The organism is Propioniciclava sp. LT294 (genome assembly GCF_059516005.1).
The window spans coordinates 206,732-220,275 of sequence record NZ_JCAKNG010000001.1 but is presented as its reverse complement, the minus strand read 5'-3'; the positions used below and the strand labels follow the sequence as shown (position 1 = coordinate 220,275).

General features: G+C 67.5%; 14 protein-coding genes. 10 read left to right on the top strand and 4 right to left on the bottom strand.

All coding sequences use genetic code 11. The features are described 5' to 3' along the window. Nucleotides 1-84: 84 nt before the first annotated feature. Nucleotides 85-2,565, bottom strand: coding sequence for a sodium-translocating pyrophosphatase (locus tag AC5YDA_RS01040; RefSeq protein WP_496188051.1), 2,481 nt, complete (start codon nucleotides 2,563-2,565; stop codon nucleotides 85-87). 153 nt (nucleotides 2,566-2,718) lie between these two features. Beyond that, nucleotides 2,719-3,516, bottom strand: a complete 798-nt coding sequence (locus AC5YDA_RS01035; protein WP_496192717.1) for a putative endonuclease domain-containing protein — start codon at nucleotides 3,514-3,516, stop codon at nucleotides 2,719-2,721. 361 nt (nucleotides 3,517-3,877) lie between these two features. Between AC5YDA_RS01035 and AC5YDA_RS01030 the strand changes: the two genes are divergently transcribed. Genes AC5YDA_RS01030 through AC5YDA_RS00995 form a run of 8 tightly spaced genes read left to right on the top strand, consistent with a single transcriptional unit; the run spans nucleotide 3,878 to nucleotide 10,474 of the window. Beyond that, a complete protein-coding gene (locus tag AC5YDA_RS01030; RefSeq protein WP_496188036.1) occupies nucleotides 3,878-4,558 on the top strand; it encodes a helix-turn-helix transcriptional regulator in 681 nt (226 codons plus the stop codon). Beyond that, nucleotides 4,555-5,991 (top strand): Fe-S cluster assembly protein SufB, encoded by a 1,437-nt coding sequence (sufB, locus tag AC5YDA_RS01025; RefSeq protein WP_496192716.1) that lies wholly within the window; start codon nucleotides 4,555-4,557, stop codon nucleotides 5,989-5,991. The genes AC5YDA_RS01030 and sufB overlap by 4 nt, the downstream gene beginning before the upstream one ends. A gap of 25 nt (nucleotides 5,992-6,016) precedes the next feature. Then, on the top strand, nucleotides 6,017-7,195 hold the full coding sequence (sufD, locus tag AC5YDA_RS01020; RefSeq protein ID WP_496188034.1) for a Fe-S cluster assembly protein SufD: 1,179 nt from the start codon (nucleotides 6,017-6,019) through the stop codon (nucleotides 7,193-7,195). Further along, nucleotides 7,192-7,545 (top strand): non-heme iron oxygenase ferredoxin subunit, encoded by a 354-nt coding sequence (locus tag AC5YDA_RS01015; protein WP_496188033.1) that lies wholly within the window; start codon nucleotides 7,192-7,194, stop codon nucleotides 7,543-7,545. The genes sufD and AC5YDA_RS01015 overlap by 4 nt, the downstream gene beginning before the upstream one ends. A gap of 5 nt (nucleotides 7,546-7,550) precedes the next feature. Further along, a complete protein-coding gene (gene sufC, locus AC5YDA_RS01010) occupies nucleotides 7,551-8,315 on the top strand; it encodes a Fe-S cluster assembly ATPase SufC (RefSeq protein ID WP_496188032.1) in 765 nt (254 codons plus the stop codon). Then, nucleotides 8,308-9,639, top strand: a complete 1,332-nt coding sequence (locus AC5YDA_RS01005; protein ID WP_496188031.1) for a cysteine desulfurase — start codon at nucleotides 8,308-8,310, stop codon at nucleotides 9,637-9,639. The genes sufC and AC5YDA_RS01005 overlap by 8 nt, the downstream gene beginning before the upstream one ends. Next, the gene (gene sufU / locus AC5YDA_RS01000; RefSeq protein WP_496188030.1) at nucleotides 9,636-10,085 is read left to right on the top strand and encodes a Fe-S cluster assembly sulfur transfer protein SufU; all 450 of its coding nucleotides are present in this window, start codon (nucleotides 9,636-9,638) and stop codon (nucleotides 10,083-10,085) included. Before AC5YDA_RS01005 ends, sufU begins: the two co-directional genes overlap by 4 nt. After that, the gene (locus AC5YDA_RS00995) at nucleotides 10,082-10,474 is read left to right on the top strand and encodes a metal-sulfur cluster assembly factor (RefSeq protein WP_496188029.1); all 393 of its coding nucleotides are present in this window, start codon (nucleotides 10,082-10,084) and stop codon (nucleotides 10,472-10,474) included. Before sufU ends, AC5YDA_RS00995 begins: the two co-directional genes overlap by 4 nt. Nucleotides 10,475-10,537: 63 nt before the next feature. On the opposite strand, the gene AC5YDA_RS00990 is transcribed toward AC5YDA_RS00995, so the two are convergent. Together AC5YDA_RS00990 and AC5YDA_RS00985 are read right to left on the bottom strand one after the other, a co-directional pair. Continuing rightward, entirely contained in the window at nucleotides 10,538-10,714 is a 177-nt protein-coding gene (locus tag AC5YDA_RS00990) for a DUF8730 family Cys-rich protein (RefSeq protein ID WP_496188028.1), read from the bottom strand. A gap of 99 nt (nucleotides 10,715-10,813) precedes the next feature. Next, entirely contained in the window at nucleotides 10,814-11,107 is a 294-nt protein-coding gene (locus AC5YDA_RS00985) for a metal-sensitive transcriptional regulator (protein ID WP_496188027.1), read from the bottom strand. A 210-nt stretch (nucleotides 11,108-11,317) separates the two neighbouring features. Between AC5YDA_RS00985 and AC5YDA_RS00980 the strand changes: the two genes are divergently transcribed. Both AC5YDA_RS00980 and AC5YDA_RS00975 read left to right on the top strand, forming a co-directional pair. Further along, nucleotides 11,318-12,010, top strand: coding sequence for a FadR/GntR family transcriptional regulator (locus AC5YDA_RS00980; RefSeq protein WP_496192715.1), 693 nt, complete (start codon nucleotides 11,318-11,320; stop codon nucleotides 12,008-12,010). 99 nt (nucleotides 12,011-12,109) lie between these two features. Next, nucleotides 12,110-13,525: a four-carbon acid sugar kinase family protein gene (locus AC5YDA_RS00975; protein WP_496192714.1), complete on the top strand. Its 1,416-nt coding sequence runs from the start codon at nucleotides 12,110-12,112 to the stop codon at nucleotides 13,523-13,525. The last annotated feature ends 19 nt before the right edge of the window (nucleotides 13,526-13,544 follow it).

Below are 13,544 nucleotides of genomic sequence, written 5' to 3'. Positions count from 1 at the left end.
AAAGCACAATATGGGGCGGGCCGCGGGTTTGGGCAACCCCCCAAGGTGTGGGAGTTTTCACTTCCGGGCTGGGAACCGGCACTCTCAGCCGTTCATCGACACCTTCCGTTGGGCGACGATGTCGTCGGCGGTGAGCATCGGGGCGTCGATGCGCATCCCGTAGAACGAGCGCCAGACGAACACGGACGCCGCCACGAAGAACACCGCGGCCAGCACGTGGACGAGGGTCTCCAGGCCGCTGTGGGTGAGGATCGCGCCCAGTTCCACGGCGAGGAGGCCGAACAGGGTGGTGAACTTGATGACCGGGTTGAGCGCGACCGACGAGGTGTCCTTGTAGGGATCGCCCACGGTGTCACCGACGATCGAGGCGTCGTGCAGGTCGGTCCCCTTGGCGTCCAGGTCGACCTCGACGATCTTCTTGGCGTTGTCCCAGGCGCCGCCGGCGTTCGCCATGAAAATGGCTTGGTAGAGGCCGAACAGGGCGATCGAGATCAGGTAGCCGATGAAGAAGTAGGGCTCCACGAATGCGAAGGCGAGGGTCGCGAAGAACACCCCGAGGAAAATGTTGAGCATGCCGCGCTGGGCGTACACGGTGCAGATCTCCACGACGCGCTTGCTGTCGGCCTCGGACGCGCGGGTGGCGTTCTCGTCCAGGTGGATGTTGTCCCTGATGAACTCCACCGCGCGGAACGCGCCCGTCGTGACGGCCTGGATCGAGGCGCCGGTGAACCAGTAGATGATCGCGCCGCCGGTGATGAGGCCCAGCAGGAACGGGGCGTGCAGCAGGCCGAGCTTGTCGACGTTCTCCGTCATGCCGATGGTCAGCCCCATGATGATCGAGAAGATCATGGTGGTCGCGCCGACGACGGCCGTGCCGATCAGGACGGGCTTGGCGGTCGCCTTGAACGTGTTGCCCGCGCCGTCGTTCTCCTCCAGGAGTCGCTTGGCGCGGTCCCAGTCCGCGACGAACCCGAACTCGCGCTCGATCTCCTCGGACACGTTCGGGACGTCCTCGATCATCGACAGCTCGTAGACGGACTGGGCGTTGTCGGTCACCGGACCGTAGGAGTCCACGGCGATGGTGACCGGTCCCATGCCCAGGAAGCCGAAGGCGACCAGGCCGAACGCGAAGACGGCCGGGGCCTTCATGTGGTCCCCGAAGCCCAAGGCGGTGGCGAGCCCGTACGCCACGGCCATCAGGGCCACGATGGCGATGCCGAGGTAGTAGGCGGAGTAGTTGCCGGCCACCAGGCCGGACAGGATGTTCAGCGAGGCGCCTCCGGAGTTGGACGACTTGACGACCTCCTCGGTGTGGCGGCTCTTCACCGAGGTGAACACCTTGACCAACTCGGGGATGAGCGCGCCCGCCAGCGTGCCGCAGGAGATGATGACCGACAGCTTCCACCACGTGGCGCCGTCACCCATGTCCGGGATGAGGATCCACGACGTGACGAAGGTCAGGGCGATGGAGACGATCGAGGTGATCCAGACCAAGGAGGACAGGGGGGTCTCGAAGTCCATGTGGGTCGCGTGCTCGTGGCGCCGGCGTGCGATGGCGGCGTTCACCCAGTAGGAGACGCCGGAGGCCACCACCATGACGGCGCGGATGAAGAAGATCCACACCAGCAGCGATGCCTGCAGGACGGACTGGGTCGGCGGGATCGCGAGCATGATGAAGGTGACCAGCGCGACACCGGTGACACCGTAGGTCTCGAAGCCGTCCGCGGACGGGCCCACCGAGTCGCCGGCGTTGTCCCCCACACAGTCGGCGATGACGCCGGGGTTGCGCGCGTCGTCCTCCTTGATCTTGAAGACGATCTTCATCAGGTCGGAGCCGACGTCGGCGATCTTGGTGAAGATGCCGCCGGCGATGCGCAGGGCGCTCGCGCCGAGGGACTCGCCGATCGCGAAGCCGATGAAGCACGAGCCCGCGATCCCGGCGGGCAGGAACAACATGATCGTGAGCATCATGAACAGCTCGACCGAGATGAGGACCATGCCGACGCTCATTCCGGAGCGCAACGGGATCTGGTGCAGCGGGTAGGGGCGGCCGCGCAGGGAGGCGAACGCCGTGCGTCCGTTGGCGAAGGTGTTGACGCGGATGCCGTACCAGGCGATGCCGTAGCTGCCGGCCATCCCGACGAGGCTGAAGCCCAGGATGATGAAGACCTGGCCCCAGCTGGAGCCGACGAGGAACTTGAAGTAGACGAAGATGACCGTGGCAATGAAGACCCACAGGATCATGAGGAACTTGCCCTGCTGCCTCAGGTAGGCCTTGCAGGTCTCGTAGATCAGTTCCGAGACCTCGCGCATGGCCCGGTGCACCGGCAGGCGCCTGAGCTGCCGATAGCTGGCCAACCCGAACGCGAAGCCGCCGAGACAGACGACCAGGCCGATGATCAGCAGCGTGCGCCCGTTGACCAAGCCGTCGATGAACGTGGCCGTGGCGAGGTCGGGGAGCTGGATGTTCGCTTCGCCGCCGCTCGTGGGCGCGGACGTGGATGCGGGGGGAGCCGAGCAGCCGGCGACTCCGAGGAGGGCAAGGAGGAGCAGGAGCGGGGCCATCAGCCGGCGGGTTGCCACGGGTGATTCCTTCGTTCGTTCGGGGACGGCGCGGAGGGCGTCGGGAGAAACACTACGCTGTGTAGTGGGGCTTTTGGTGCTTTCCACAACTTCGCCCAGGGCTCGGGCCGGTGATGCCGAGGGCTCGGGCGCGCCTCAACGCCCGCCGCGGTACCGGGGACGGCGGTAGTCGTGCGCCTCGGGACACATCCCGTGGTCGACCCGAGCGTCACCGAGGAACCGGCGGAGAGACTCCACGATCGCGCCCGGCGCGTGGACATCGGCACTCGTCCAGCGGACGAAGTCGTTCCCGAGGGCTTCGATGCGCCTCTGTCGGCGGTCCTGCCTGGCCAGGACGTCCTCGGGCGTTTCGCCGGGGGCGAGCAGCGTGGTCAGTTTGACCTTGCCGTCGAACTCGCCCACGAGCTTGTGCTCGGGCCAGTAGAAATCGCTTCGCCCGAGGAACCGTCCCTGCTTGTCGAAGAACTCGAACTGCAGGGTCGGCATGGGGAGGCCAGCCTGCAAGATCGTTGCTCGCACCAGCGATTCGTACGGCGATTCACTGCGTGCATCGGCCCGCAGCGCTGCTTCGGTGGAGTGGCGGCAGCCGCGTCCTCCCTTGACCTCCGTCAGGAGTTCCCGGCGATCGCAGCCGAGGCGAAGCGCAGAGTCGGCGATGGCCAGAGCAGGGCCGAAGAAGGTCCTGCGCATGAGATCCGCAGCTGTACGCCCCAGCGACGTCACGGGGAAGCCGTCGACCTCACTCGTCTTGGGTGGCTTCAAAGGAGTCTTGTAGCTGTGCGAGATCCAGCTCCGCTGCCCGTGTCCGCCGTCGGTGTGCACTCGGTGCAGGCGATCCAGGTCTGCGGAGAAGACCGGAAGTCCATGAATGAGCGCTGCCGACGAGCGCGCGAAGTACGACGTCGGGCCCATGTGCGGGAGTGCTGCCCGCATGCGTTCGAGGTGGACGGCTCGGACATCGTCGGGCGCGTTGTCGAGGAAGTGACCGTGTCGGAGCTTCAATCTGACGAGCGGTCTGCCGGGTTCGGTCGAGTGGGCAGGGCCATGGGGAGCCTTGTGCATGCCATGACATTGGGCGGCGCCACAGAATTTCGGTCACCCATTCGATGTCCTGTGGACAACCGTCCCCACCCGAGCCCTCGGCGCCCGCCACCCGAGCCCTCGGCGCCCGCCACCCGAGCCCTCGGCGCCCGCCACCCGAGCCCTCGGCGTCCGCCAAACGGCGGGCAACTTGCGTCACCCGCGATATTTGCAAGAATGGGCTTGTCTAATACGCGACGGTGAGGAGGGGGAGATGACGGACCATCATCTTGAGGTGCCCGAGGCCCCCGCTGACGACGCGTCCACACGCGATCGCGTGGCGCGCAGCATCCTCGAGCACGGCCCCAGCACGGCGGCCGACCTGGCCGAGCGGCTCAACCTCACCCCGGCGGCCGTCCGACGGCACCTCACCGTGCTGACGGATGCCGGCCACCTGGAGCCTCGCGACCAGCGAGTCTTCGGCCAGCGGGGGCGGGGGCGTCCAGCCAAGGTGTTCGCCCTGACGGACGCCGGGCGTGAGACTTTCCACCACGCCTACGACGACCTGGCGATCCGGGCGCTGCACTTCCTCCGCGAGGCCGGGGGATCCAACGCCGTCACCGCCTTCGCCGAGCAGACGATGGAGGAGGTGCGTCGTCGGTTCACCGCCGAGGGTGCGGAATACGCCAGCCCCGCGGATGCGTTGGCCGAGTTGTTGAACGAACAGGGCTACGTCGCCAACCTCCAGCCGGTGGCGTCGGGCACCCAGCTCTGCCAGTACCACTGTCCGGTGTCGCATGTGGCGCGCGAGTTCCCCGAGCTCTGTGCCGCCGAGACCCGGATGTTCTCCGAACTGCTGGGGAGCCATGTCCAGCGGATCGCGACCATTGCCCATGGCGACGGGGTGTGCACCACGCACATCCCCCACCCTGTTGAGAGGAAGAAGGTCTCATGACCCAGACCCAGGCCCCAGGCCTCGGTGCCACCCAGGACGAGCATCTCGAAGCGCTGGGGAACTACCGATTCGGCTGGCACGACACCGACACCGCCGGCGCGTCCGCGCGCCGGGGCCTCAACGAGGACGTGGTTCGTGACATCTCCGCCCGCAAGGACGAGCCCGCGTGGATGCTCGAGCGCCGCCTCCGCGGCCTCAAGCTCTTCGAGCGCAAGCCCATGCCGCTGTGGGGCGCCGACCTCGGCGACATCGACTTCGACAACATCAAGTACTTCGTGAGGTCCACCGAGAAGCAGGCTCAGACGTGGGAGGACCTGCCCGAGGACATCAAGAACACCTACGACCGCCTCGGCATCCCGGACGCCGAGAAGCAGCGCCTCGTCGCGGGCGTCGCCGCCCAGTACGAGTCCGAGGTCGTCTACCACAAGATCAACGAGGAGCTCGAGCGCCAGGGCGTCATCTTCCTCGACACCGACACGGGCCTGAAGGAGCACCCCGAGCTCTTCGAGGAGTACTTCGGCACGGTCATCCCCACCGGCGACAACAAGTTCTCCGCGCTGAACACCTCAGTCTGGTCGGGCGGCTCGTTCATCTACGTCCCCAAGGGCGTCCACGTGAGCATCCCGCTGCAGGCCTACTTCCGGATCAACACCGAGAACATGGGCCAGTTCGAGCGGACGCTGATCATCGCCGACGAGGGCTCCTACGTCCACTATGTCGAGGGCTGCACGGCCCCGATCTACAAGTCCGACTCGCTGCACTCGGCGGTGGTCGAGATCATCGTGAAGAAGGGCGCCCGCGTCCGCTACACGACCATCCAGAACTGGTCGAACAACGTGTACAACCTGGTCACCAAGCGCGCCACCTGTGAGGAGGGCGCGACCATGGAGTGGATCGACGGCAACATCGGTTCCAAGGTGACCATGAAGTACCCCGCGGTCTGGCTGCTCGGCGAGCACGCCAAGGGCGAGACCCTGTCGATCGCGTTCGCAGGGGAGGGCCAGCACCAGGACACGGGCTCCAAGATGGTGCACGCCGCCCCGCACACGTCCAGCAGCATCATCTCCAAGTCCGTCGCTCGCGGTGGCGGACGCGCGTCCTACCGCGGCCTGGTCGAGGTGCAGCCGCAGGCCCACCACAGCGCCTCCAGCGTGAAGTGCGACGCCCTGCTGGTCGACACCATCAGCCGCTCGGACACCTACCCGTACGTCGACGTCCAGGTCGACGACGTGTCGATGGCGCACGAGGCCACCGTCTCCAAGGTGTCGGAGGACCAACTCTTCTACCTGATGCAGCGCGGCATGGAGGAGGACGAGGCCATGGCGATGATCGTGCGCGGCTTCGTGGAGCCCATCGCGCGTGAGCTGCCGATGGAGTACGCCCTTGAGCTGAACCGACTGATCGAGCTGCAGATGGAAGGAGCCGTGGGCTGACGCCCGCGCGGAGGACGAGAAAACTGTGACCATCACCGAAGTACCCAACGTCGCCGGCGCGATCGAGACCCTCGAGTCGCACCTGCATCCCCAGCCCAGCTTCGACCTGGCCGACCACCCGATGCCCCAGGGCCGCGAGGAGGTGTGGCGGTTCACCCCGGTCCGCCGCATGAAGCCGCTGCTCGAGGAGCGCCCGAACGAGGATCGCGAGGGCGACCCGGCCGTCGAGTTCACCCTCAGCGCACCCGAGGGCATCGAATCGGGCAACCTCGCGCCCGGACAGGCCCCGCGCGGCACCGTCCTGGTGCCGGGCGACCGTCTGGCCGCGCTGGCCAACCTCGGCTGCGACCAGGCCCTGCACCTGCGCATCCCGGCCAATGCCGAGGTGGCCGAGCCGATCCGGCTCGACATCGAGGGCCGGGACGCCGGACGCCGCAGCAGCGCCGTCCACGTCATCGTGGCCGAGCCGAACTCCAAGGCGACCGTCGTGTTCCGTCACACGGGCTCCACCCAGCAGCTCGAGAACGTCGAGATCGACGTCCGGGACGGCGCGAACCTCACGTTCGTGTCGCTCCAGGACTGGGCGGACGACACCCTGCACGCCGCGGAGCACACCGCCCGTGTGGGCAAGGACGCCACCTACCGCCACGTCAACGTGAGCTTCGGCGGCGACGTCGTCCGCATGCACACGAACGTCGACTACGCCGGTCCCGGCGGCAGTGCCGAGCTGTACGGCCTGTACTTCGCCGACGCCGGTCAGCACATCGAGCACCGCCTGTTCGTCGACCACAACGCCCCCCACACCAAGAGCAACGTCGACTACCGCGGCGCGCTGCAGGGGCAGGACGCCCACGCCGTCTGGATCGGTGACGTGGTGATCCGCAAGGTCGCCGAGGGCATCGAGACCTACGAGAGCAACAAGAACCTCGTCCTGAGCGAGGGCGCCCGCGCCGACTCGGTGCCGAACCTCGAGATCGAGACCGGCGAGATCGCCGGTGCCGGCCACAGCTCCACGACGGGCCGTTTCGACGATGAGCACCTGTTCTACCTGACCAGCCGCGGCATCGACCCCGTCGAGGCCAAGCGCCTGGTGGTGATGGGCTTCTTCATCGACATCATCCGCCGCATCGGCATCGCCGACGTCGAGGAGCGCCTGCTCGCCGAGGTCGAGCGCGAGCTCGCGAAGTCGGTGGCGGCCCAGTGAGCTGGTCCCACGCCTGCTACGCATCCGACCTCGTGGACGACAAGCCGCTCTCGGTCGAGGTCGCCGACGAGTTGGTGGCGATCGTCCAGCACGAGGGTGAGCTGTTCGCCATCCGCGACGAGTGCAGCCACGGACGCGTCATGCTGAGCCTCGGCGAGGTGGCGGATGCCACCATCGAGTGCTTCGCCCACGGCAGCCGCTTCGACCTGCGCACGGGGGAGGCCCTCGACCTCCCGGCCACCCGGCCCGTGCCGGTCTACCCCGTCAAGGTGGAGGGCGACGATGTGTTCGTCGATCTCGCCCAGCCCATCGATCCGAACGTCTACACGCACAGCAACCAGGAGTCCTGAACACCATGTCCCTCGTCATCAACGACCTGCACGTCGACGTCCTCACCGAGGATGGCCCCAAGCAGATCCTCAAGGGCGTCAACCTGACGATCAACCCCGGTGAGGTCCACGCCATCATGGGTCCGAACGGCTCGGGCAAGTCGACGTTGGCCTACAGCCTCGCCGGTCACCCGAAGTACCAGATCACCTCGGGCACCGTGACCCTGGACGGTACCGACCTCAACGAGCTGAGCGTGGACGAGCGCGCCCGCGCCGGCCTGTTCCTGGCCATGCAGTACCCGGTGGAGGTGCCCGGCGTCTCGATGTCGAACTTCCTGCGCACCGCCAAGACCGCGGTCGACGGCGAGGCCCCGAAGGTCCGCACGTGGGTGAAGGAGGTCAACCAGGCCATGGGTGAACTCGGCCTCGACTCGTCCTTCTCGAGCCGCTCCCTCAACGAGGGCTTCTCCGGCGGTGAGAAGAAGCGCGCGGAGATCGTCCAGCTGCAGCTGCTCAACCCGAAGTACGCGATCCTGGACGAGACCGACTCGGGCCTCGACATCGACGCCCTGCGGGTCGTCGCCGACGGCGTGAACCGCTACACGGCCCAGGGTGATCGCGGCGTCCTGCTGATCACGCACTACACGCGCATCCTGAACTACATCCAGCCCGACTTCGTGCACGTCTACGTCGACGGCCGCGTCGTCACCGAGGGTGGCCCCGAGTTGGCCGCCAAGCTCGAGGAGACCGGCTACGACGCCTACATCGCGGCGGCGCGGGCGAATGCCTGACACCGAGTCCGCGGCAGTGGTCAGGCTGGGGGAGTCCACGGTTCCCGCCGCCGCCTTTGCGCTGCCGGGAATCGTCCGGGGTGACTTCCCGGTGTTCGGCCGGCACATCAATGGCCACCCGCTCGTGTATCTCGACTCGGCGAACACGTCGCAGAAGCCGCGCAGCGTGGTGGAGGAGATGGCCAACCACCTGCTGTTCCACAACGCGAACGTCGCCCGGGCGATGCACACGTTGGGGGCCGAGGCGTCCGCTGCCTTCGAGGGGGGACGCGCCAAGGTGGCGTCCTTCATCGGGGCTCGGCCCGAGGAGGTCGTCTTCACCAAGAACGCCTCCGAGGCGCTCAACCTCGCGGCGCACACCCTCGGTGACCACCTGTCGCTCGGCCCGGGCGACGAGGTCGTGGTCTCCGTGATGGAGCACCACTCCAACATCGTGCCCTGGCAGCTGCTGTGCCAGCGGACGGGAGCCACCCTGCGCTGGTACGACATCACCGACGAAGGACGCCTCGACCTCGACTCCGCCGAGGAGTCGGGCCTGGTCAACGAGAGGACGAAGATCGTCTCGCTGACCTGGGTGAGCAACGTGCTGGGCACGATCAACCCGATCGCCAGGTTGGCCGAGAAGGCGCACTCCGTCGGCGCCGTGTTCGTGGTGGACGGCTCGCAGGCCGTCCCGCAGATGCCCGTCGACGTCACCACCTTGGGCGTGGACCTGCTCGCGTTCACCGGACACAAGATGCTCGGCCCGACCGGCCTGGGTGTCCTGTGGGGCCGCTACGAGCTCCTCGAGAAGCTGCCGCCGTTCCTGGGGGGCGGCGAGATGATCGAGATCGTCCGCATGGAGGGGTCGACGTTCGCGCGCCCTCCGGCCCGCTTCGAGGCGGGGACGCCGCCGATCGCCCAGGCCATCGGGCTGGGTGCGGCGGTCGACTACCTGTCCACCGTGGGCATGGCACGCGTCGCCCAGCACGAGAACCTGGTCACCGCCTACGCGTTGGAGCAGCTTCAGCTGGTGGAGGGTCTGCGGATCCTCGGGCCGACCGACGCCGTCGACCGGGGGGGAGCGATCTCGTTCACGCTGACCAGTGCGGACGGCTTCGACATTCACCCGCACGATGTCATGCAGCTGCTGGACAGCCGCGGCGTCGCCGTGCGTGGCGGCCACCACTGTGCGCGTCCGCTGCACCAGCGGCTGGGCATCCAGGCCTCGTCCCGGGCGTCCGCGTACCTCTACACGACGCCGGACGAGATCGATCGCCTCGTCGAGGCGCTCGACCACACTCGCGATTTCTTCAGCGGGCACAGCTTCGGAGGCAGCCGATGAGCGTGGAGCAGATGTACCAGGAGATCATCCTGGACCACTACAAGGCCAAGCACGGCTCGGGCCTGCGGGAGCCGTTCGAGGCGGAGGTCACGCACGTCAACCCGTCGTGCGGCGACGAGATCCTCCTGCGCGTCCATTTGGACGGGGAGACGGTCGTCGACGTCGGTTACGACGCCGTCGGGTGCTCGATCTCCCAGGCCTCCACCTCCGTCATGCACGACCTGGTGGTCGGCAAGTCGGTCGACGAAGGGCTGGCGATCGCCGCGGCCTTCGGCGAGATGATGCACAGCCAGGGCAACCACGAGCCCGACGAGGACGTCCTGGAGGACGGCGTCGCGTTCCTGGGGGTTGCCCAATTCCCCGCGCGCGTGAAGTGCGCCCTGCTGGGCTGGTCGGCCTGGAAGGACGCCGTCGCCCAAGCACTCACTCACAAGGAGGAGTCATGACCGACCAGACCCGCCCGTCCGACCTGGTGAAGGACACGTTCCCGGACGCCCCGGGCACGGCCCCCGCCATCCAGGCCGACCGTCCGAGCATCGAGGACCTCGAGGAGGCCATGCGCGACGTGGTCGACCCCGAGCTCATGGTGAACGTGGTCGACCTCGGTCTCGTCTACGGGATCCATCTCGACGACGAGAACAACGCCACGATCGACATGACGCTCACGTCCCCGACGTGCCCGCTGACCGACCGGCTGGAGTACGACACGCAGGTCGCCCTCGGCCCGCTGGTGAACTCGGCCACGATCAACTGGGTCTGGCTGCCGCCGTGGACGCTCGACAACATCACCGACGAGGGTCGCGAGCAGCTCCGCGCGGTGGGGTACAACCTGTAGCGGCTCACGGCGCACTGAGGGCCCCGGTTCGCGGAACCGGGGCCCTCATGCGTGTCTGAAGGATCAGCCGAAGATGCGGGAGAAGATGTTGGCCGGCTTCGCAGCGGCGATCTCCTCGGGGGTGTGCTTCTGGTCGCACCAGTTGGCCTTCGGCACGGACGCCTTGACCTGAGCGACGTGCTGGCCGCATCCGGCCCAGGTCGTCTTGCTGCAAACCCTGCAGGTGGTGGGGCTGCACATGGATGGTTCTCCTTCGGTTGGCCGCTGCGCGGCGGGGACTTCCGTCCCAACATTACATACCCCCCGGGGTATACGCAAAATGCCCTCCGGGGTATGCGGTCAGGCGAGCGAGAGGAAGAGCTTCTCCAGGCGGGCGACGTCTTCCTGGTTGGGGGTCCCGGTGGCGGTCAGGCATCCCCGCAGGGTGGAGGAGATGAGCGTGAACCCCGCGCGGTCCAGCGCCTTCGAGACCGCCGAGATCTGGGTGACCACGGACTCGCATGACCGGCCGGCCTCGAGCATCCTGATGACGCCCGCCAGTTGGCCCTCGGCGCGACGGAGGCGCTTGATGATCGCGTCGGTGGCGGCGGGGTCGAGGGGCGGGGTCGTGGCGGCTTCCTGGGCCTGGGTCATGGCGGACTCCTCTGGGCGGATTGGGGTCAGCATACCCCCGGGGGTATGATTTGGCGATGTCTGCCGGTGATCCGGGTGACTGGGCCCGACGGTTTGCTCCACCCGTGCGGGGATATGCAATGCGTAGGCCCGTCAACAGGGAGTCGCCCTGAGGAGTGGTGCAGGGATTGGGCTGCTACCTTCGTAACATCAGAGGTCTGAGGGGGTGTAATGGTCGGACCGAGCAGGGCTGACGCGGTGGTGGAGTTCATCTTGTCCGCGATCGAGGCGGGCACATTCCGCGTAGGGGACCAGCTCCCCGGGGAATCCGATCTCGCTGAGCTCTCGGGGGCGAGCCGGCTCACGGTGCGTGAAGCGGTGAAGGTCCTGGCCGCCCAGCGGGTGCTTGAGGTGCTGCAGGGGCGGGGCACCTTCGTCGCACCCGTGGAGCAGTGGCTGTCCGTCGACGCACTGATGCGCGTCCAGGGTGCCAACCAGGCCGACGTCATGGGCCAGCTCCTGGACGTGCGTGGCTACCTGGAGGTAGGTGCCGCCGAGCGGTTCGCCACGCTCGTGACGGATGAACAGCTGGACCAATTGCGACGACACCTGAGTGACATGGTCGAAGCGCACTCCCGGGAGGATGTCCCTCGCATGGTCGCCGCTGACCTTGCCTTCCACGACGTGATCCTGAATGGGTGCCAGAACCCCTTCCTCATCGCCACACTGCAGCCGCTGGCCCGATCGCTGGTGGAGGCGCGGCGGGAGACCTCGAAGTACGGCGGGATCCGCGAGCACGCGATCGACGAGCATCGCAAGGTGCTGCTCGCGCTGGAGGCTCGTGATCGGGTGGCGGCACGGAAGGCCATGCGGTCACACATGCGTCAGACGCAGCGGGACACCCAGGTCCACTTCAACCGGTAGCGCAGAGCCTGAAGACCCCTTCACAGGGCGCCGGCATCTTGGTACTGTCTCCTCTGAGCTCAGACCTCAGAGGTCTGAGGTGTTGCACGAGGAGGTGCCATGCTGACCAAACAAGAACTTCTCGCGGGTTATCCACCCCCGCTGGACATCGTCGCGCGGGACGTGGAGAAGGCTCGCGACGGGGGGCGCCAGCTTGTTGTGCTGGACGACGATCCCACGGGGACCCAATCCGTGGCGGACCTGCCGGTCCTCAACGCTTGGGGGGTGGATGACTTGGCGTGGGCCCTGGGGACGGGCGCCCCCGCCGTGTACGTGATGACCAACTCGCGGTCCTTGGGGCCCGACCTTGCAGCAGCGCGCAACCGCGAGGTGGTGGCTGCGGCCCTTGCGGCGGCGGAACGGCTCGGAGTGCAGGTCGACTTCGTCTCTCGCAGCGATTCAACGCTCCGGGGGCACTTTCCCCTGGAGCCGGAGACGATCATCGACGTGCTGGCCGCCTCCGGTGTCGCGATCGACGGTGTCATCGTGGTTCCCGCGTTCGGCGACGCCGGCCGGATCACCGTCGGGGCGATGCACTATGCGGGCAGCGACGCCCAGGGATTCCAGCCGGTGGGTGAGAGCGAGTTCGCGCGCGATGCGACGTTCGGGTACCGGAGCTCCGACCTGCGCGACTGGGTGCAGGAGAAGTCGGGCGGCCGCATTCCCGCCACCGAGGTGGCCTCCATCACTCTGGACGACCTCCGCGCCGACGGCGCTGCGGTGGTGGAGAAGCTGAAGGGCCTGACGGGCGGTGCCGTGGCGGTGGTCGACACCGTCGAGGAATCCGACCTGCGTAGCTTGGCCCTCGGATTGCAGCAGGCAGAAGCCCTCGGCAAGCGGTTCGTGTTCCGGGTGGGGCCGCCCTTCGTGCGGGCGCTCATCGGGCAACCGGTGCGCGAGCCGCTGACAGCCGCGGACGTGGCTGGCATCCGTCCGGACGGATCTGCTCGCGGCGGTCTCATCGTGGTGGGCTCCCACGTCGGCCTCACGACTCGCCAACTGGATGCGCTTCGCGAGCGCCGGAGGCCCCAGGAGTTCGAGATCGACGTGACCAAGGTCCTCTCGGATGAGGCGCCCGCTCAGGTGGCGCAGATCGTCCAGCAGGTGGCGGACGCCTTGGATCACGGCAACGTGGTGGTGCGCACCAGCCGCCTCCTCGTAAAGGGGACCGACGGCGAGGACTCCCTTCGCATCGCCCGCGCCGTCTCGGACGCCGTTGTCCAGGTGGTTCGCTCCGTGCTCGACGTGGCGCCCCCGCGCTTCGTCATCGCCAAGGGCGGCATCACGTCGTCGGACGTGGCGGCACGTGGCCTCGAAATAGGGCGTGCGATCGTCCGCGGCCCGATGCTGCCGGGCATCGTTTCGCTCTGGGAGCCCATCAGCGGGCCTGCGCAGGGCATCCCCTACATCGTCTTCGCCGGCAACGTCGGCGGCGACCAATCGCTGGCCGACGTGGCCGACAAGCTCACCAACTGACTCTCCTAGAAGGAGCAAC

Coding starts and splice junctions, on each gene's coding strand:
- AC5YDA_RS00985 (WP_496188027.1), bottom strand. CDS start 11,107: ATGACCCAGGCCCAGGAAGCCGCCACGACCCCGCCCCTCGACCCCGCC.
- AC5YDA_RS00990 (WP_496188028.1), bottom strand. CDS start 10,714: ATGTGCAGCCCCACCACCTGCAGGGTTTGCAGCAAGACGACCTGGGCC.
- sufC (WP_496188032.1), top strand. CDS start 7,551: ATGTCCCTCGTCATCAACGACCTGCACGTCGACGTCCTCACCGAGGAT.
- AC5YDA_RS01005 (WP_496188031.1), top strand. CDS start 8,308: ATGCCTGACACCGAGTCCGCGGCAGTGGTCAGGCTGGGGGAGTCCACG.
- sufU (WP_496188030.1), top strand. CDS start 9,636: ATGAGCGTGGAGCAGATGTACCAGGAGATCATCCTGGACCACTACAAG.
- AC5YDA_RS01040 (WP_496188051.1), bottom strand. CDS start 2,565: ATGGCCCCGCTCCTGCTCCTCCTTGCCCTCCTCGGAGTCGCCGGCTGC.
- AC5YDA_RS01030 (WP_496188036.1), top strand. CDS start 3,878: ATGACGGACCATCATCTTGAGGTGCCCGAGGCCCCCGCTGACGACGCG.
- AC5YDA_RS01035 (WP_496192717.1), bottom strand. CDS start 3,516: ATGCGGGCAGCACTCCCGCACATGGGCCCGACGTCGTACTTCGCGCGC.
- AC5YDA_RS00975 (WP_496192714.1), top strand. CDS start 12,110: ATGCTGACCAAACAAGAACTTCTCGCGGGTTATCCACCCCCGCTGGAC.
- sufB (WP_496192716.1), top strand. CDS start 4,555: ATGACCCAGACCCAGGCCCCAGGCCTCGGTGCCACCCAGGACGAGCAT.
- AC5YDA_RS00995 (WP_496188029.1), top strand. CDS start 10,082: ATGACCGACCAGACCCGCCCGTCCGACCTGGTGAAGGACACGTTCCCG.
- AC5YDA_RS00980 (WP_496192715.1), top strand. CDS start 11,318: ATGGTCGGACCGAGCAGGGCTGACGCGGTGGTGGAGTTCATCTTGTCC.